16 protein-coding genes are annotated in these 14,684 nt (G+C 32.1%); 10 read left to right on the forward strand and 6 right to left on the reverse strand.

All coding sequences use genetic code 11. The features are described 5' to 3' along the window. Positions 1–11: 11 nt before the first annotated feature. On the reverse strand, positions 12–1,433 hold the full coding sequence (locus TD18_RS06960) for a CCA tRNA nucleotidyltransferase (protein ID WP_040250424.1): 1,422 nt from the start codon (positions 1,431–1,433) through the stop codon (positions 12–14). 273 nt (positions 1,434–1,706) lie between these two features. Between TD18_RS06960 and TD18_RS06970 the strand changes: the two genes are divergently transcribed. Then, entirely contained in the window at positions 1,707–2,423 is a 717-nt protein-coding gene (locus TD18_RS06970; protein WP_160289456.1) for a sulfotransferase family 2 domain-containing protein, read from the forward strand. A 10-nt stretch (positions 2,424–2,433) separates the two neighbouring features. Here TD18_RS06970 and TD18_RS06975 read toward each other — a convergent pair whose 3' ends face one another. Further along, positions 2,434–3,504 (reverse strand): glycosyltransferase family 2 protein, encoded by a 1,071-nt coding sequence (locus TD18_RS06975; RefSeq protein ID WP_040250433.1) that lies wholly within the window; start codon positions 3,502–3,504, stop codon positions 2,434–2,436. Positions 3,505–3,617: 113 nt separating this feature from the next. Between TD18_RS06975 and TD18_RS06980 the strand changes: the two genes are divergently transcribed. After that, the gene (locus TD18_RS06980; protein WP_040250436.1) at positions 3,618–4,838 is read left to right on the forward strand and encodes a glycosyltransferase family 4 protein; all 1,221 of its coding nucleotides are present in this window, start codon (positions 3,618–3,620) and stop codon (positions 4,836–4,838) included. Here TD18_RS06980 and TD18_RS06985 read toward each other — a convergent pair. Continuing rightward, positions 4,828–5,718 carry a glycosyltransferase family 2 protein gene (locus TD18_RS06985; RefSeq protein WP_040250438.1) on the reverse strand — a complete coding sequence of 297 codons (891 nt, stop codon included), beginning with the start codon at positions 5,716–5,718 and terminating at the stop codon, positions 4,828–4,830. The genes TD18_RS06980 and TD18_RS06985 overlap by 11 nt on opposite strands. A gap of 90 nt (positions 5,719–5,808) precedes the next feature. Here TD18_RS06985 and TD18_RS06990 point away from each other — a divergent pair, with 90 nt between their 5' ends. From TD18_RS06990 to TD18_RS07000, 3 genes are read left to right on the forward strand one after another with little or no spacing between them, the layout of a single operon-like run. Further along, entirely contained in the window at positions 5,809–6,672 is an 864-nt protein-coding gene (locus TD18_RS06990; protein ID WP_040250441.1) for a hypothetical protein, read from the forward strand. Between the two features lie 19 nt (positions 6,673–6,691). Next, complete coding sequence (locus TD18_RS06995; protein WP_040250443.1) at positions 6,692–7,483, forward strand: glycosyltransferase family 2 protein; 792 nt, start codon at positions 6,692–6,694, stop codon at positions 7,481–7,483. Further along, the gene (locus TD18_RS07000; RefSeq protein ID WP_040250446.1) at positions 7,476–8,249 is read left to right on the forward strand and encodes a Kdo domain containing protein; all 774 of its coding nucleotides are present in this window, start codon (positions 7,476–7,478) and stop codon (positions 8,247–8,249) included. The genes TD18_RS06995 and TD18_RS07000 overlap by 8 nt, the downstream gene beginning before the upstream one ends. Before the next feature lie 106 nt (positions 8,250–8,355). Here TD18_RS07000 and TD18_RS07005 read toward each other — a convergent pair whose 3' ends face one another. Then, complete coding sequence (locus TD18_RS07005; protein ID WP_040250448.1) at positions 8,356–9,111, reverse strand: glycosyltransferase family 2 protein; 756 nt, start codon at positions 9,109–9,111, stop codon at positions 8,356–8,358. A gap of 44 nt (positions 9,112–9,155) precedes the next feature. Here TD18_RS07005 and TD18_RS07010 point away from each other — a divergent pair, with 44 nt between their 5' ends. Continuing rightward, positions 9,156–9,977 carry a glycosyltransferase family 2 protein gene (locus tag TD18_RS07010; RefSeq protein ID WP_040250451.1) on the forward strand — a complete coding sequence of 274 codons (822 nt, stop codon included), beginning with the start codon at positions 9,156–9,158 and terminating at the stop codon, positions 9,975–9,977. Between the two features lie 13 nt (positions 9,978–9,990). On the opposite strand, the gene TD18_RS07015 is transcribed toward TD18_RS07010, so the two are convergent. Both TD18_RS07015 and TD18_RS07020 read right to left on the reverse strand, forming a co-directional pair. Continuing rightward, entirely contained in the window at positions 9,991–11,049 is a 1,059-nt protein-coding gene (locus tag TD18_RS07015) for a glycosyltransferase family 9 protein (protein WP_040250454.1), read from the reverse strand. 82 nt (positions 11,050–11,131) lie between these two features. Further along, on the reverse strand, positions 11,132–11,947 hold the full coding sequence (locus TD18_RS07020; protein ID WP_040250458.1) for a 2,3,4,5-tetrahydropyridine-2,6-dicarboxylate N-succinyltransferase: 816 nt from the start codon (positions 11,945–11,947) through the stop codon (positions 11,132–11,134). A 406-nt stretch (positions 11,948–12,353) separates the two neighbouring features. Here TD18_RS07020 and ruvX point away from each other — a divergent pair, with 406 nt between their 5' ends. The 4 genes from ruvX (at position 12,354) to mazG (ending at position 14,660) form a co-directional block, all read left to right on the forward strand. Beyond that, positions 12,354–12,767, forward strand: a complete 414-nt coding sequence (gene ruvX, locus TD18_RS07025; protein WP_040250461.1) for a Holliday junction resolvase RuvX — start codon at positions 12,354–12,356, stop codon at positions 12,765–12,767. Between the two features lie 65 nt (positions 12,768–12,832). Further along, positions 12,833–13,423 (forward strand): peptide deformylase, encoded by a 591-nt coding sequence (gene def / locus TD18_RS07030; protein ID WP_040250464.1) that lies wholly within the window; start codon positions 12,833–12,835, stop codon positions 13,421–13,423. Between the two features lie 25 nt (positions 13,424–13,448). Further along, on the forward strand, positions 13,449–13,877 hold the full coding sequence (locus tag TD18_RS07035) for a DUF5606 family protein (RefSeq protein WP_040250467.1): 429 nt from the start codon (positions 13,449–13,451) through the stop codon (positions 13,875–13,877). A gap of 9 nt (positions 13,878–13,886) precedes the next feature. After that, entirely contained in the window at positions 13,887–14,660 is a 774-nt protein-coding gene (gene mazG / locus TD18_RS07040; RefSeq protein ID WP_040250470.1) for a nucleoside triphosphate pyrophosphohydrolase, read from the forward strand. The last annotated feature ends 24 nt before the right edge of the window (positions 14,661–14,684 follow it).

The raw sequence follows: 14,684 nt of genomic DNA on the forward strand, positions 1-14,684 counted from the left end.
CTTATCACTTATCACTTATCACTTATCACTAGTCCCAAACGTTTTCCCTCTTTAAGCATTAACTCATAAGCAGCTTCATATTCGTTAGGAATATCGCCTTCTAAAATGGCTTCTTTTATAGCCTCTTTTATTTGTCCGATTTCACGAGAAGGCTTGATGTTAAAGGTTTTCATAATATCTTCACCAGAAATTGGTGGTTGAAAATTACGCACATGATCTCGAGCTTCGACTTCATCAATTTTCTGACGAACGATTTTAAAGTTGTTGTGGTATTTCTGAAACTTCTTCGGATTCTTGGTTGTAATATCAGCTTCACAAAGCGTCATTAAATCCTCTACATAATCACCAGCATCAAAAACCAAACGTCTTACAGCAGAATCAGTTACTAAGTCTTGAGCTAAAACTATAGGTCTGGAGCTCATAAACACCATTTTTTGAACAAATTTCATTTTGTCATTTAATGGCATTTTTAATCTTTTGAATAAATGATACACCATTTTTGCACCTTCAAATTCGTGTGCATGGAACGTCCATCCAACCTTTTTACTGAATTTTTTAGTTGGCGCTTTGCCAATATCGTGAAGAAGCGCAGCCCAACGCAACCAGAGATTGTCGGTGTGTTTCGAGATATTATCGACCACTTCAAGTGTATGATAAAAATTGTCTTTGTGTTTCTGACCTTCAATTTCGTCAATACCTTTTAAAGCCGTTAATTCAGGTAAAATATACTGTAATAAACCTGTTTGTTCGAGTAATAAAAAGCCAACCGAAGGCACATCACTTTCCAATACTTTATTCAGTTCAACTACAATACGTTCTTTGGTAATGATTTTAATACGATGCTTATTTCTGGTAATGGCTTCGAGTGATTTGGCTTCAATTGTAAAGTTGAGTTGTGTTGCAAATCTTATGGCTCTCATCATTCGTAATGGATCGTCGCTATACGTAATATCTGGATCTAAAGGTGTACGAATGATTTTGTTTTTTAAATCTTCAATACCATTAAAAGGATCTAATAAGTCGCCAAAATGTTCTGTACTTAAATCTAAAGCCAAAGCATTAATCGTAAAATCTCTTCGGTTTTGGTCATCTTCAAGCGTACCGTTTTCAACAACAGGATTCCTACTGTCTTCATTATAACTTTCTTTACGAGCACCAACAAATTCAATATCCATATCTTCATAAGGAAGCATCGCAGTTCCGTAGGTTTTAAACACTTGAACTTTTGGTTTGTTTGGGAGTTGTTTTGCAACCTCTTTGGCTAGAGCAATTCCACTACCAACAGCAACAATATCAATGTCTTTATGTAATCCTCGATTTAAAATGTGATCACGAACAAAGCCGCCAATCACATACGAATCAAGGTCAAGAGTCATAGCAGCATCAGATATGATTTTAAAAATATCGTTTTGTAAGGCATTTTTATAATTCATGAACGGAATTTTTACTACAAAACGTAGCTTTTTTATGTATCTTAAAACTAGTAAAACTTAGAATCCTAAAACCTATGGAATTTACATTCATAAATACAGCTGGTTTTGTGCTTGATTCGAATGACAAATTTACGATATACTCTACATTATTTAAAATTTCGGTGTCAATATTCATAATAAGTTTTTGCAATGGTATGGTATAATCGAAAATTAAAGGATAACTCGCCTTTGAAATTAATATATTTGCTGAAATTTATTAATCTTAATGATAGTATGAGCATAAAAATTGGGGAATTATCACTTTCAAAATTTGTAAAAGGATTTTTAGGAACAAGGCTCATTGACCCAATAGAGGTGTTTTATTTAAAAGAAAAAAATACCTTTTATCCTATCATTTCAAAATCGGGTTGCTCAACGATTAAACTGTTTTTAATCAGATTATATAATCCTGCATTTGTTAGCAAATTTCCTGGTATTCATGCTATTGATCCTTCAGGTGAAACGAATGGCAAGGTGTTACGATTATATTTTAATAGCTTTTCAAAGTACAGAGCGTTTGCAAAAGACAAGGACATCGTTTTAGTAATAAGAAATCCTTATGAACGAATTTATTCGTGTTATTTAGATGTGAAATTAGAAAAAAACACGATGTATTTAACGCCTTCTGGTTTACACAATTTTTTCGGAATAAATAGTACCTATAGTTTTAATCAATTTTTGAAAAAGGTGATATCACTTCCTGATTATTTATCAGACAGACATTTTAGAACTCAAACATTTTATCTGAAAAAAGGTGTTGATAAAGTTGTCAACTCAATCAAAGTTATTTTATTAGAAAACTTCAATTCGGAAGTCAATAACACTACTAATCTGAATAAAAATTCTAAATCATTACCCGACGATATTTTAAATCAGTTGAAGTCAAACACGAAGTTCAAGAAACGATTTTATAAGGATATTGAATTGTATTCGAAAGAATTAAGCCATTAAATTCAAACGTTTAAAAGTGATTTGAACTGGCTTTCTTGTTCCATAGCATTGCTTTAAGTTTTAGTTTTCTAATCCAACTTTTTGAACGTTCATACTTAAACAATTTCACTAAAGCATCTGCGTCTAAATGACTGTAGGTCTGAAATAGTTTAAATTTTTTATTGTTTGATTGATTTAATGTCGGTTCAAAATCATCCAGTTTGATGGTTTTAAAAGTCTTCTGAATTAAAATGTTAGCTTCTTTTTTGTCTTTTACTTCTAATCTTTGATAACAATTTACAATGGTTAGAAATTGCAAATAACTAATATAGCTTGCTATGGTGTTTTTATTAGAAGTTGCCTTCAGATAATAGGTGTTGTAAACAATGCTTACAATCTCAAGATAGGATTTTAAGTTTCTTAAACTGTAATTATTAGTGATAGAATCTGCATTTCCTAAATTGTAATAATAGGTTGGCTGGTCATTCAAAATAATACCTTTGGCATAAAATAAGGTTTCAAAAAACCACAATTCATCTTCATGTAAGAGTCCACTCTTAAATTGTAATTGGTGTTGATCTAAAAATTCTTTTCGGTATAATCTATTGCATGCAACACAAATCAGAGGTTGATTAATCACCAGATTTAAAAGATTTTTTTCTTTGTTGTCATGAATACATAAGCGTTCTGGCTGATGATTCATTAACTCTTTAATCTTGTTATTCTGACGTTCAGTAATTGCAATTAAGCCAAAAACAATATCACAATGTTGTGTTGCTAAGCCATGTAGATTTTCTAAGGTGATTGAGTCTAATAAATCATCACTATCTAAAAAATAGATAAACGTTCCTTTTGCTATGTTTAATCCTGTATTTCTTGCACCTGATAACCCTTGATTTTCTTGATTTATCAGCTGGAACCGTTGATCATTTTCCACCCATTTTTCAGCAAGATGTTGAGTATTGTCCTGACTACCATCATTAACCAAAATGCATTCCCAGTTAGAGTAGGTCTGTTTCGAAACACTTTCAAGAGTTTTATCTAAAAATTGTTCTGCATTATAGCAGGGAACAATTACAGAAATTAAATTTTGAACGGACATCTTTCAGTGGTATCGGTTTTAGGTTCTCAAAATTAAAATTTTAATTTGTTATAATACAGTTTATATGTTTTTAATCATATAGCTATCTTTACTACCATTAATTTGCCGTAAGAATGTACAAAGCACTTAAGATAAAATTCAGAAACTGGAAATTGAAACAGCAGTTGATAAAACAAGGAACGTTATTTTCTGAAGACAACTTTGTTTTTAAAGACGTTAATGTTTTATTGATTGATGAAATTATACCAGAATTCAACAAAGATTCAGGTTCCAGACGTTTAACTGAAATCATTAAGTTGCTTTTGAAGAATGACATTTCGGTGTTTTTAGTTGCCGATTTAAAACAACACAAGTACAAAAGCGATTATATTCAAAAGTTCAAAAACTTTGGTGTTAATGTTTATGAACCAAGTGTTACTAGTCACGGAAAATTAATAACTAAAGAAGCGTTTATAAAGCAGATTGCTCCTAAGATGCAAATTGCTTGGTTACACAGACCATTGATATTTGATAAGTTTCAGCATCTGATTAAAACGTCTAATCCAGATATTAAGTTAGTCTTTGATATGGTCGATTTTCACTATATCAGATTATTGCGAGAGTATGAGCTTCATAAAGACGAATCCTTAAAAAGTGAAGCTGAAAAATTCTTGAAAATTGAATTGGAAAATTGTAAAAACGCAGATGTAGTCATTGCCATTTCAACTACTGACAAAGCATTGTTAAAACAGCATTTTAACGAAGATGAAAAGGTGATTTTAATCAGTAACATTCATCAGCATCTTGGAAAAGCGAAAAATTTTGAAAATTTTCAAAAGCGAAAAGATGTACTGTTTGTAGGTAGCTTTAGACATGATCCGAATATCGATGCAGTTAATTATTTGAAAACGGAGATTATGCCTCTTGTGTGGCAGGAATTACCAGAAGTAAAGGTCAATGTTATTGGTAGCTATATAAATGAAGACATCAAAGCTTTAGCATCTGAAAGATTTCATCTTCTGGGTTTTGTTGAAAATTTAACTACGCAGATTAATAGTTCAAAGTTATTTGTTGCGCCTTTACGATTTGGAGCGGGAATTAAAGGTAAAATCGGACAAAGTTTAGAGCACAGTTTACCATTGGTAACTTCACATATTGGAGCAGAAGGCTTTGATTTTGGATCGCAAAAAGACGTTATGATTGCCAATACAGCTGAAGATACAGCTCAAAAAATCATAGATTTATATACCAATGAAGCTCTTTGGAATGCAGCGAGTAATAGCTGTGAAGCAATTTTAGAACCCTTTTCATTGACTACAACAGAAGCTCAAATACTTAAAATAATTAACGATTAGCTCGCATCGAATGCCTTAAACTGTCGCCACCTTGTAATACTATTTTAAAAGGGACAAAATGTTTTTTAGGTTTGAAAATACTTTTAATTCCGTATTTCAGAATCAAAATAAACCTTAAAAACTGATAATATAGCCAGCTGTAATTTTTCTTAATAACATACAGGTAAGATACCGTAAACTCTTTTCTTAGTGCAACACTACCTGAACTTTTTCCCATATAGTGTATAAACGTAGATTTAGGATAAAACTTCGTAGAATACCCTTGTTTTTTAAGTCGTAAACAAATATCCATTTCTTCATAAAACAAAAATAGTTTCGGATCAAAACCTCCTGCTTTCTCATAAGCTTCTCGTTTAAAAAACATAAATGCTCCAGATACTAAATCGACAGTGAAAGGTTCAGACAAATCTGAATTATGTAGCTTACTGTAATATTTGACAGGTTTTTTGTGGTTAAATAAGTGATAATTTAAATCTATAAATTGCCTGTAGCTATATTTAAACGTATGACCTTCAGCATCAATTTGTGGTAATCCCAAACAACCGACTTCTGGATGAGCATTGCTATAGTTTAATAATTTAAGTAAGGTGTTTTCGGTTAATTCAGCATCATTATTTACAAACGCTAAATGATGACCAGTTGCTGCTTCATAACCTAGATGGTTTCCGCCTCCAAAACCTAAATTTTCCTGACTTTTAATCAATTTGAAATCAGCAGTTTTCAAATGATTTTCTAATGTGATTACATCTTCAGTTTGAGACAAGTTATCAACTACAATAATCTCAAAATCAAGGTCTTTTGTGAATTTATAAATAGAGTCAATACAATTAATGGTATAACTGGAAGAGTTGTAGTTTACGATAATTATCGAAACATCCATAAGGCTATTTTTGAGTAAATATAAATAAAACTAAATGATGACTCATATAAGTTTTCATTATTTGTTAGCTTTGTTTTAATAATCAATTATATGAAAAAAATTCATGTTGGCTTTTTAATGTCCTATGATTATGAGAAACTCAAGTTCTCAATTCCTCCTGTGTATAAGGAAGCTGACGCTATTTTTATTGCTTTAGATAAAGACCACAGAACTTGGAAAGGAAATCCGTTCACTGTTGATGATAGTTTCTTTTCTTGGTTAGAGGCTTTTGATGTAGATAACAAAATCACAATCTATAAAGACGATTTTTTTATTCCCGATTTGGATACCATTCAAAATGATACACGTGAACGAACTATGCTTTCTGAACAAATGGGAATGGGAAACTGGTTGGTTCAGGTTGATGCTGATGAAATCTTTTTAGATTTCAAGAAATTTGTTACAACCTTAAGAACATATGATCATTTTTTAGATAAACCTGAAAAACAACCCATTCAAATTGCTGGGTTTTTAATCAATATTTATAAGTATTTAGATAATGGAATTCTCTATGTCAATGAACCTACAAAGGTGATGTTAGCGACAAATTATCCAAATTATAAACGCGCACGAAATACTAAACAACGCGTTATTTATACTGATAATGTACTTTTGCATGAGTGCTTGGCAAGAACTGAAGAGGATTTAAAATTCAAACTCGAAAATTGGGGACATAGTCATCAATTGAATGATGAGTTTTTTCCGAAGTGGAAGAAAGCAAACGAAAACAATTACAAGGAATTGAAAGATTTATTTTATATGGATCCCAAAATCTGGAAAGGATTAGGCTATCTACCATCTCGAAAACTTGATACTATGAAAAACCTTATAAAAACTCAGGACAACTTAAAATTGAGTTCATGGTTCTTAATGAAAAAGAATTTCGGACAATGGTTTAAATTTTTATTCAAATAGAAAGCTATTACGTAAACCAATGAAATCAACCTTAGTCATTTCAACCTATAATTGGCCTCAAGCATTAGAACTTGTGTTGTTAAGTGCGCTTAATCAAACACAAATGCCTGATGAAATTATTATTGCTGACGATGGTTCAACACCTGAAACTAAAGAGTTAATCGAAAGTTTTAAACCTAAATTCAAATGCCCATTAATTCATATTTGGCACGATGATGATGGTTTCAGAAAATCAGTCATTTTAAATAAAGCCATAGCTCAAGCCAAAGGCGAGTACATTGTTCAGGCTGATGGTGATTGTATCTTGCATTCCAATTACATCGAAGATCATTTGCATTTTGCTCAAAATGGCATGTATTTATTTGGAAGTCGAGTGAACATTCAGGAAGACTATTTAAATACTTTGTTTGAAAATAAACAGATTCGATTTACCGCATTTTCAAAAGGAATAAAGAAACGAACACGAGCATTGCATATTCCCTTATTAAGTCAGTTTTATAAAGCAAGTGATCAGTTTTCAAAAAAATACAGAGGTTGCAATACGTCTTTTTTTAAATCCGATTTTATTGCTGTCAATGGTTATAATGAAGACTTTAAAGGTTGGGGAAGAGAAGATTCTGAGCTCGCTTTAAGGTTTCACAACTACGGACTTCAAGGTAGAAGAATTCGGTATAGAGGTATCGTATTTCATATCTATCACAATGAAAAATCAAAGAGCAGACTTGAAATTAATAATGAAATTGAATTGAATACTATCGCTAATAAAACAGTTTGGTGTAAACATGGTGTAGATCAATATTTAAGTGAATAGAACTAAAAACATACATAAAGATTTCAAAGCTTCGGAAGCTTTTTTTGATGATATCATATTAAATTATGATTCTAAAGGCGAGCCTTTCGGTAATCAGGATAGAAATTCACTTAAACTTTTTGATTTAAACGGCAAGACGGTTAATGTGAAGTCGTTTCGTATCCCAAATGTAATCAATCAAATTGCCTATCGATTTTTCAGAAAAAGTAAAGCACAGCGCTCTTTTGAATATGGCAACTGGCTTAAGAGTTTAGATATTGGTACACCACAACCCTTGGCTTATTACGAATTTAAAACCGCTTTTCTCTTTAAAAAAAGCTATTATATAAGTGAGCAACAGGATTGTGATTTAACCTATCGTGAATTAACTACAAATTTTAATTATCCAGATTTTGAAGCTATTCTTAGAGCGTTTACCAGATTTACGTACAAATTACATCAAAAAAAGGTTCACTTTTTAGATCATTCTCCAGGAAACACGCTTATACAAAAGGTTGATAATGGCTATGAGTTTTATTTGGTGGATTTAAACAGAATGGAGTTTAAAGAATTGGATTTTGAAACACGAATTAAGAACTTCTCCAAACTAACGATTCATAAATTTATGATTGAAATTATGAGTGATGAATATGCCAAATGTAGTGGTGAAGCGTATGACAAGATTCTTGATTTAATGTGGTCTTCCACTGAAGCATTTCAAAATAAATATCATAAAAAACGACGTCTTAAGAAGAAACTTAAGTTCTGGAAAACGTATCAAGATTAATCGTTTTTTTTGATTTTGTTTTGCCAAGCTAGCGAGAAATCTCATGAGCTTTATTGAAAGTTAATTTATTCTTATAAAATAGAGATGTAGTGTATTCGTAAATGCTTCAATTATTACTATATAATTTCCTCAATTTTTTATACTTCAAATACGTGATTTTACCGGTTTCTTTACTTATAATATAACCATTGTTACCATCTAAAAAACCGAGTCTTAAAAAGTAAGCTTTAAAAAAAGCCCAAAACGGATTCCATATTAGTTTATAAAAAGGCGCTTTTTTTCCTTTTTCAAAATAGGCTTGGGCAGCAATAGTAGAAAAGTATTCGGTTTTTGCATTAAATTCTGAATAGCTTTGATAGGTCCAATGCAAAATATCGCCTTTTAATTTGCCAGCTTTACGATGGTCTTTTAATACAATTTCATCGTGCGGATTGATACCTTTCCATTCGGCAAATCGTTTGTCGAATACTCGTAATTTCTTATTTGGATACCAATCGGAATGCTTGATCCATTGTCCACAAAAATTATTAAAACGGTTACAATAATAGCCATCAAATTGCCAGTTCGATTTTAGAGTTATAATTGATTCCTGAAGCTCTTCAGACAAGGCTTCGTCACCATCTAAAGAGACAATTACATTGTTCGAAGCATGCCCTAAGGCGAAGTTTTTTTGTTCAATATAACCCAGAAATTTCTGTTCTATGAATTTAACATTATACTTTAGGCAAATCCTTTTGGTGTTATCTGTTGAAAATGAATCTACCACAACAATTTCATCAACAACATTCACTAAAGATTGCAAACACTTTTCAATGTTTCGTTCTTCATTAAATGTAATAATAACACCTGAGAGTTTAATCATTCGAGATTCATCTTAATTAGGCAAAAATAACTATTTTTGAGGCAATGAAAGCTATTGATATTTCAGTAATTATAAGTACGTACAACAATCCGGAGTGGCTGGAAAAAGTATTGTGGAGTTATGATGTGCAAACGTTTAAAAACTTTGAAGTCGTCATTGCTGATGACGGTTCAAATCAAGACACAAAAACTTTAATTAATACCATGGCTTCTCAGCTAAGTTATCCTATTCAACATGTTTGGCATGAAGACAACGGATTTCAAAAAACCATCATTTTAAATAAGGCGACTGTTGCAAGTAAAGGAGATTATTTGGTTTACACTGATGGTGATTGCATTGCTAGAGCAGATTTTTTACATGTGCATGTGACTAGAAGAGAACCAGGATATTTTTTATCTGGAGGCTATTTTAAATTACCAATGGCTATAAGTGAGCTCATATCTGAAGCTGATATTAAAACACAACGTTGTTTTGAGATTCACTGGTTGAAACAACACGGACTCAAATCGTCGTTTAAAAATAACAAGATTACAGCAAAAGGTTTAAAAGAAAAATTGCTCAACGTTTTTACACCAACCACAGCCACCTGGAATGGTCATAATGCGTCTGGGTATAAAAGTGATATTATTGCAGCAAATGGTTACGACGAGCGTATGCAATATGGAGGAGAAGATAGAGAATTAGGTGAGCGATTGTTTAACGCTGGACTCAAGGCAAAGCAGATTAGATACAGTGCTATTTGTTTACATTTAGATCATGAAAGAGGATATGTAAAGCCAGAAATGATTGAAAAAAATAAGGCTATTCGAGCAACTACAAAATCTGAAAGATTAACTAAAACACCTTTTGGAATTCAAAAATTGTAGATTATAAGTGTAATCAATTGTAGTTTAAAAAGGTTTCAAGTTCTTTAAAAAACAAAGAGGGTTCAATCAACTCGTAAAGTGATTTGTAATTATCTTTAAGTTCTTTAGATGTTGAATTATCAACAATTTCTGGATTAAAATCTTTTAAATGTACGGAAACATTTCGTTGTCCATCTTCAAACATATTCCAAGCTTCTTTAATTATCCAAGGAGAAAAAATAGTAAAGGTCGGAACATTTAGAGCTTTTGCCATATTGACGGCTCCACCTTCATTACCTATTAAGGCAGTGCAATGATGTGTGATAGCTAAAAATGCTCTTAGACCATTCCCAAAAACATCGAAAAAGATATGTTTGCGCGTTTCCGAATTACAAAAATTATAAACCGTTTTTGCTTCGTCCACTTGTTTAGGCATATAATTGAATAAAATTTGGGCTTTGGTTTTAGCCACAACAAAATCGATGACTTTAGCCATATGAGGAAGTGGGTAGGTTTTATTATCTCCACTTCCTAGAACGCTAATCATGTACAAAGGTTTTGATAAATTTATATTAGAATCAGATAAAAACTGCTTAGCGGTTTCAATCTCCTCATTTGTAAGATATATTTTCGGACGAATAGGTTCTGGAATTTCTTTGACTAAAGGTTCTAATAATTGCAATCTGTTTTCTATGGCTAATCCAGCATTAGTTTGAGCTACTGTGGCTTCTTTAAACGTATGCGTATAATAATATCTGGTGTACCATTTATGTTTTGAGATTTTTATTGGAGCTCCAGAAAATTTGGTCATGAAGTTGCTTGATAATTTTGAATACACATCAATTACAGCGTCATAATTTTCAGACTTAATCTCTTTTAAAAAACTCAAAAACTTTGCTCTACTTTCTTCAATTTCAGGAGTTATAAATAGAAATTTATCTATAAATGGGTTATGTTCAACAACAGGAAAGGTGTGTGAATTTATGACGTAATGAAGTTCAGCATCAGGATGTTCGGCTTTTAAAGCTTCGAATAAAATGCTGGTAGTGAGTACATCACCAATCATTTTTTGTTGTATGATTAAAATCTTCAAACTCTAAAACGTTAAGCGTTATTTTATTATTTGTTTACTCAATCTTAAAAATATTTTGAACGATTTCTATGGTTCTATATAGTTATACAGCAACATCGTATTCTCGCAAAGCATCATTGAGCGATGTTTTTTTATTGGTACTTGCTTTACGTTTTCCTATAATTAAAGCGCAAGGCACATTGTAATTTCCAGCTGGAAATGTTTTCGTATAACTTCCAGGAATCACAACAGAGCGTTCAGGAACAACGCCTTTCATTTCAACAGGTTCATCACCAGTTACATCAATAATTTTTGTGCTCATAGTCAATACGACATTAGCACCTAAAACAGCTTCTTTTTCTACGCGAACACCTTCAACCACGATACAACGAGACCCAATAAAAGCACCATCTTCAATAATCACTGGAGCCGCTTGTAATGGTTCTAAAACACCTCCAATACCAACACCACCAGAGAGATGAACATTTTTGCCAATTTGTGCACAGCTACCAACAGTTGCCCAAGTGTCGACCATTGTACCTTCATCAACGTAAGCGCCAATGTTAACATAGCTTGGCATTAAAATCGTTCCAGATGAAATAAAAGCACCATGTCTGGCAACCGCATTAGGAACTACACGAATACCTTTCTTTTGGTAATCTCGTTTTAACGGAATTTTATCATGATACTCAAAAATACCAGCTTCAAGAGTTTCCATTTTTTGAATCGGGAAATATAAAACTACGGCTTTTTTAACCCATTCATTAACTTGCCAGCCTTTGTCAGTTGGTTCTGCAACCCTCAATGTGCCTTCGTCTAAAAGATCGATAACACTTCTTATACTATCTATAGTGACTTGATTAGTTAAAAGAGAACGATCGTTCCATGCATTCTCAATATTTTGTTGTAGTTGTTTCATTTCAATTTATGTCTGTTTTTACAAAGATAAGTCTATAAAATTCTTGTCATAATTTCTAATTCAGAAAAAAATAAAAACTTTATGTGACTAATTTAGAATTTAGGTGTCTTATTAGTGTGATTATTATTTTTTTAGTGTTGTCCCTAAGTAAGACACTTAAATTCTTTAATAATTAATAGCTAATTTTTAAAACGCCTTTCTTACCCTGGAAAGGTGTTTTTTTTTGATGAAAATATAAAAAGATGTGACCTTTTCAAGCTAAATGTGTCTTAATTATTAGAACATAGACTGTTTAAAATAGAGGGTAGACTAGTTTATGGATAATTATTAATGGTTGATTATTTTGAAACGCTTCTTTGACTTACAAAGAGGCGTTTTTTTGTTTTTTAAGAATTACCTTTGCAACATGGCAAGACTACTAGCAATTGATTATGGTACTAAGCGAACTGGAATAGCGGTAACAGATGAGTTACAGATTATTGCCTCTGGTTTAACTACAGTAGACACGAAAGACCTTATTGCGTTTTTAAAGACGTATACGTCTCAAGAATCTGTAGAATTATTTATTGTTGGAGAGCCTAAGCAAATGAATTTTGAAGCATCTGAAAGTGAAGCTGACATTTCTAAGTTTTTAAAAACCTTAGAAAAAGCATGCCCAGATATTCCTGTAAAGCGCATCGACGAAAGGTTTACTTCTAAAATGGCATTTCAAACAATGATTGATAGCGGACTTAATAAAAAGCAACGTAAAAACAAAGCTCTCGTTGATGAAATTAGCGCAACCATCATCCTACAGAGTTACCTCTATAACCAATCTTAATTATCTATTAAAAGTTCTAAAATCACAATAAGAATTGTATTTTTGCAATCGAAAAATAAAAGTACATGATATTACCAATAGTAGCCTATGGCGATCCTGTTTTAAGAAAAAAAGCAGAACCGATTACTAAAGATTACCCTAAATTAGATACGCTTCTTGAAAACATGAAGCAAACGATGTATGGTGCTTTTGGGGTAGGTTTGGCAGCTCCGCAAATAGGATTACCTATTCGAATTTTTTTAGTTGATACGTCGCCTTTTGCTGAAGATGATGTATTTACTGAAGAAGAGCAGGAAGAGCTCAAGAATTTTAACCGTACATTTATTAATGCTGAGATTTTAGAGGAAGCAGGTGACGAATGGGCATTTAATGAAGGATGTTTAAGTATTCCTGATGTTCGGGAAGATGTGTTTAGACAACCCAAAATAAAGATTCAGTATCAGGATGAAAATTTTAAAACACATACTGAAGAATTTGACGGTTTGATAGCCAGAGTGATTCAGCACGAATACGATCATATTGAAGGTGTTTTATTTACAGATAAACTATCATCATTAAAAAAACGATTGATTAAAGGTAAACTTTCAAACATTTCAAAAGGGAAAATCAATGTCGATTACCGAATGCGATTTCCAGCTTTAAAAAAGAAACGATAATAAAAAAGATCATAATACATAACTTATGAGTTTAGATAAAATACTTTCCATTTCAGGAAAACCTGGATTATACAAAATTATTGCACAAACTAGAAATGGTTTTGTGGCAGAATCGCTAATAGATGGTAAAAAAGTTAATGTAACTATACATAGTAATGTAAGCATCTTAAGTGAGATTGCTGTTTATACATTAACAGAAGAATTACCACTTAGAGAAGTTCTTAAAAAGGTGATGGAAAAAGAAAATGGCCAGCCAACATCAATCAGCCATAAAGACTCTAAAGATACTTTAGAAGAATATTTCTTTGAAGTTTTACCAGATTATGATGAAGATCGCGTGTATGCCAGTGACATTAAAAAAATTGTGCAGTGGTATAATTTACTTCAAAAGCATAATATGTTAGATGCTTTAGAAGAAGAAACTGAAAAAGTAGCTTCTGAAGAGGAAGAATAAATTTCAAACATGTCTGATAAAACATCGCAACTTCAAGCTTTTGAGCGTTTACTTATCATTATGGATGAGTTGCGTGAACAATGTCCGTGGGACAAAAAGCAAACCATGCAAACACTTCGTCATTTAACTATTGAAGAAGTTTATGAGTTAGGAGACGCGATTTTAGACAACGACTTAGATGAAGTTAAAAAGGAATTAGGAGATGTATTGCTTCACATTGTATTCTATTCTAAAATAGGAAGCGAATCCAATAGTTTTGATATTGCAGACGTTTGTAACAGTATTTGTGATAAGCTCATTGAGCGTCATCCTCATATTTATAGTGATGTTATTGTTGAAAATGAAGACGATGTTAAAAGAAACTGGGAGCAGCTTAAGCTTAAAGAAGGAAAAAAGAGTGTGTTAGAAGGTGTTCCTAAAAGTTTACCAGCTATGGTGAAAGCGAATAGAATTCAAGATAAGGTTGCAGGAGTAGGCTTTGATTGGGAAGAACCAAATCAGGTCTTTGAAAAAGTAGAGGAGGAGTTGGGTGAATTGCAAACTGAAATACACTCAGGAAACCAAGACAAAATTGAATCTGAATTTGGAGATGTACTATTTTCCATCATTAATTATGCACGCTTTTTAAAGGTAGATCCTGAAAGTGCTTTGGAGCGAACTAATAAAAAATTCATTAAACGGTTTCAATATTTAGAACAAAAATCTAAAGATTTGAATACACCATTATCTGATATGACACTAGCAGAAATGGATGTTTACTGGGAAGAAGCAAAAAAAATATAACTTTTTTTCACCTGTCGTAATCCA

The organism is Psychroserpens mesophilus (genome assembly GCF_000826645.1).
Lineage (GTDB): Bacteria > Bacteroidota > Bacteroidia > Flavobacteriales > Flavobacteriaceae > Psychroserpens > Psychroserpens mesophilus.